General features: G+C 68.8%; 4 protein-coding genes. 1 reads left to right on the top strand and 3 read right to left on the bottom strand.

The genetic code is table 11. The features are described from left to right. Positions 1-75: 75 nt before the first annotated feature. Positions 76-354, top strand: coding sequence for a DUF6429 family protein (locus ACSQ2B_RS26690; RefSeq protein WP_436047505.1), 279 nt, complete (start codon positions 76-78; stop codon positions 352-354). On the opposite strand, the gene tnpC is transcribed toward ACSQ2B_RS26690, so the two are convergent. The 3 genes from tnpC to tnpA form a co-directional block, all read right to left on the bottom strand. Beyond that, positions 309-1,901: an IS66 family transposase gene (gene tnpC, locus ACSQ2B_RS26685; RefSeq protein ID WP_436047503.1), complete on the bottom strand. Its 1,593-nt coding sequence runs from the start codon at positions 1,899-1,901 to the stop codon at positions 309-311. The two genes, ACSQ2B_RS26690 and tnpC, sit on opposite strands and share 46 nt — an antisense overlap. 91 nt (positions 1,902-1,992) lie before the next feature. Continuing rightward, entirely contained in the window at positions 1,993-2,358 is a 366-nt protein-coding gene (tnpB, locus tag ACSQ2B_RS26680) for an IS66 family insertion sequence element accessory protein TnpB (protein ID WP_436047501.1), read from the bottom strand. Beyond that, entirely contained in the window at positions 2,355-2,819 is a 465-nt protein-coding gene (gene tnpA / locus ACSQ2B_RS26675) for an IS66-like element accessory protein TnpA (RefSeq protein ID WP_436047500.1), read from the bottom strand. Before tnpA ends, tnpB begins: the two co-directional genes overlap by 4 nt. Between the last annotated feature and the right edge of the window lie 487 nt (positions 2,820-3,306).

Here is a 3,306-nt window from a genome sequence, read left to right as displayed (position 1 = left end):
GTAAGCGGCGCGCCGAGACCACGGTGATCGTCGGTCTGCCCGATCGGACGTAGGGTATGGGGGGCGGAGGCCTCCATGCATCCAGAGCCAGCGATAGACTCCGATCGGATCGACGACGCCGTGCTGGCGCTGCTTTTCTTGGGGCTGTGCGAGCGAGATCGGTTTACGGGCGCGGCGCGCGCCTGGAAGACGTTTGATTGGGGCGCGATGGACCGGCTCTATGAGAAGGGGCTCATTGATAGCCCGCGGGGCAAGGCCAAGTCGGTGTGGTTCACGGACGAGGGCCTCAAGCGGGCCGAGGCGCTGTTCTACAAGCTCTTCGCGAGAGCCGAGGCGCCGGCGTCCGAGGCGTAGGCCCACGGCAGCAGCTCGTCGAGACGGCTCTGCAGATGGCCGTTGATCAGCTTGGTGATGACGTCTTCGAGATAGGCCTGAGGCTCGACGCTGATGAGCTTGCAGGTGGCGATCAGCGACGCCAGCACCGCCCAGTGTTCAGCTCCGCCTTCGCTGCCCGCGAAGAGGCTATTTTTCCGCGTCAGAGCCAGCGGTCGGATCGCGCGTTCGACGGTGTTGGTGTCCAGCTCGATGCGGCCGTCGTCGACGAAGCGGGTCAGCCCGTCCCAGTGGGTCAGGACGTAGCGGATGGCCTTGGCGAGATCGCCCTTCTGGCTGATCAGTTCGAGGCGAGCGCTCAGCCAGGTCTTCAGGTCGGCCAGGATCGGCGCGCTCTTCTCCTGACGCACGGCGCGGCGTTCTTCCGCCGATCGGCCGCGGATCTCGGCCTCGACGGCGTAGAGCTGTTGGATGCGGGCGATGGTCTCGGCGGCGATGGGCGTCTTCGCCGGGCTCTTCTCATCGAGCAGCTTGTGGAAGTAGCGGCGGGTGTGGACCCAGCAGAAGGCGAGCTCGACAGCTCCCTGCTTGGCCAGGGCCTTGTAGGCGCTGTAGCCGTCGGTCTGCAGGACGCCGCGGTAGCCAGCCAGATGTTTCGCCGGCGACGAGGTCGCCCGGTCACCGGCGTAGACGAAGGCCACGCCCGGCGGCGCGGGCCCACCCCACGGGCGGTCGTCGCGAGCGTAGGCCCACAGCTGTCCGAGTTTGGTTCGGCCACGCCCAGGGTCCAGCACCGGCGCTCGGGTCTCGTCGGCGAAGAGCTTTCCCGAGCTCTTCAGCTTTTCCAGCATCCGTGCGTGCAACGGCTTCAGCAGCTCGGCGGCGGTCCCGGTCCAGTGCGCCAGGGTCGAGCGGTCGAGCACGACGCCGCGGCGGGCGTACATCTGCGCCTGACGATACAGCGGGGTGTGGTCGGCGTACTTGGCGACGACGACGTGGGCGATAGTGGCTTCCGTCGGCAGCCCGCCCTCGATCAGACGCGTCGGCGCGGGGGCCTGCACCACCACTTCCTCGCAGCTCCGGCAGCCGTACTTGGGCCGGCGGATCACCAGGGCCCGGAAGGTCGCCGGGATCACGTCCAGCCGCTCAGCCACGTCCTCGCCGATCCGGTGCAGGGCGCCGGCGCAGCACGGACAGGTCTTGTCCTCGATGTCGATCAGTTGTTCGACGCGCGGCAGGTGAGCCGGCAGGGATCCGCGGTTGGCCCGCCGCTTGGCGGCGCTCGCCGCCTTCTCGGCCGGTGACGACAGACGCAGCTCAGCGCCGGCCAGCTCCTGCTCGAGCTCCTCCAGCGCCAGCGCGAGCTGATCGGGATCAAGCTTCTCCGAGCGAGCCCCGAAGGTGGTGCGCTGGAGGTCCCGGATGATCCGGCTCAGTCGCGCGATCAGGTCGTGGTCGGCGGCGCGGGCGTCCTCATGGGCGGCGATCTTGCGGTCACGCTCCGCGAGCTCGGCGGCGTGGCGCGCGCGCTCCGCCTGGAGCAGTTCCCAGAGGGCCTCAGCGTCCATGTCGCGCGGCGTTTCCACGAGGCCAAGCAGACCATATTCCGAGGCCGTTGAGGCGCCCCCACGTGCGCCCTGAGTCATCTCGCCGCAGTGATCAGGACACCTCCTGCGGCGCCCGTGTCCGCCGCGGCGCCATCACCCGCGTCCACTCCATTCCGGCAACGAGGGCGGACAGCTGCACCGCGCTCAGCCGCATGACGCCGTCGGTGATCTGCGGCCACCGGAAGCCGCCTTGTTCCAGGCGTTTGGCGTAGAGCACCAGGCCGGATCCGTCCCAGTAGAGCAGCTTGATCCGATCGGCCCGTTTCGCTCGGAAGACGTAGATCACGCCCGAGTACGGATCGGCCTTCAGATCCTCCTTCACGGCCCGCGCCAAGCCATCCATGCCGCGCCGGAAGTCCACCGGTCTGGTCGCCACCAGCACCTTCACGCCCGCTGGCGGCCCCGATCCCGGGATCACTGGCCGGCCTTCAGCGCCTGGATCACTGCCGCGATCGTCTTGGCCTCCGCTCCGCGGTCGATCCGCACCACCACGCCGTCGATCTCAATTTCGATGCCGCCGCCCGCCCGCGGTTTGCGGCGCTTCTTCGGGGTGGGCGCCGCCGGCGCTTCCGGCTCGACCACCACGGACACGAACGCCGGCGCCGGCGCCGGCTGGCCGGCCTTGCGCGCTTCGCGCAGCCAGCCGAACACCTGCTGGGGCCGCAGATCGTGGCGGCGCGCGACCTCCGACACCGTCGCGCCGGGCGCCAGCGCCTCCAACATGATCTCGGCCTTCGCGTCGACCGACCACTTCCGCCGCCCGCCGATGCCTGTGATCACCTCCAGCCGTCGGACCACGGTCGGCTTGGGTTCGTGCGTAAGGTCGTGCGTAGGGTCAAAACTAGACATGCGGATCTCGTCCCCGAGCGAGATCGCCATTGTCATTGCTTCGATTCAGGCCTGGAAGGTGCCCTCGGAGCGCCGCTTACGTCGCACCGACTAGGTTCTCAGCAAAGGCTCAACAAGTCGCCCGCCGCCCATTCTTCGGGGCGTCCAGCGTTAGGAGATTGAGCGCAAGATCACGCGCGCCAAAGGCATGTACCTCAATGGCGTGATGGAGATGCCCCGAGCTCGAGCAGAACGCGCGGCTCACCGGGGCGAGATCCGCCCGGTGCGCGCCGGCGGCCAGGCGTCGGGAAAATCCCTTTGGCGGCGCATCGCCGATCAGTTCCGCACCGGCGGCGGCGAACAGCCGATGCCTGACGGCCGCTGGCTCAGTTGGTCGCGCGCGTAAAGGAAGATCTGGCGGCCATGGACGCCTTCCTGGCCTCGGGCGATCACGCCCCACGCATCCTCGTCAGCAGCGGCTCCGCCGATGGACTGCGGCCGAGCGTCGGCTGAGCGGATTCGCCCCCCGGCTCGGGGT

It is taken from the genome of Phenylobacterium sp. LjRoot225, assembly GCF_964252855.1.
Taxonomy (GTDB): Bacteria; Pseudomonadota; Alphaproteobacteria; order Caulobacterales; family Caulobacteraceae; genus Phenylobacterium.
The sequence above is the reverse complement of the archived record's forward strand: the minus strand, read 5'-3'. Positions and strand labels throughout refer to the sequence as shown.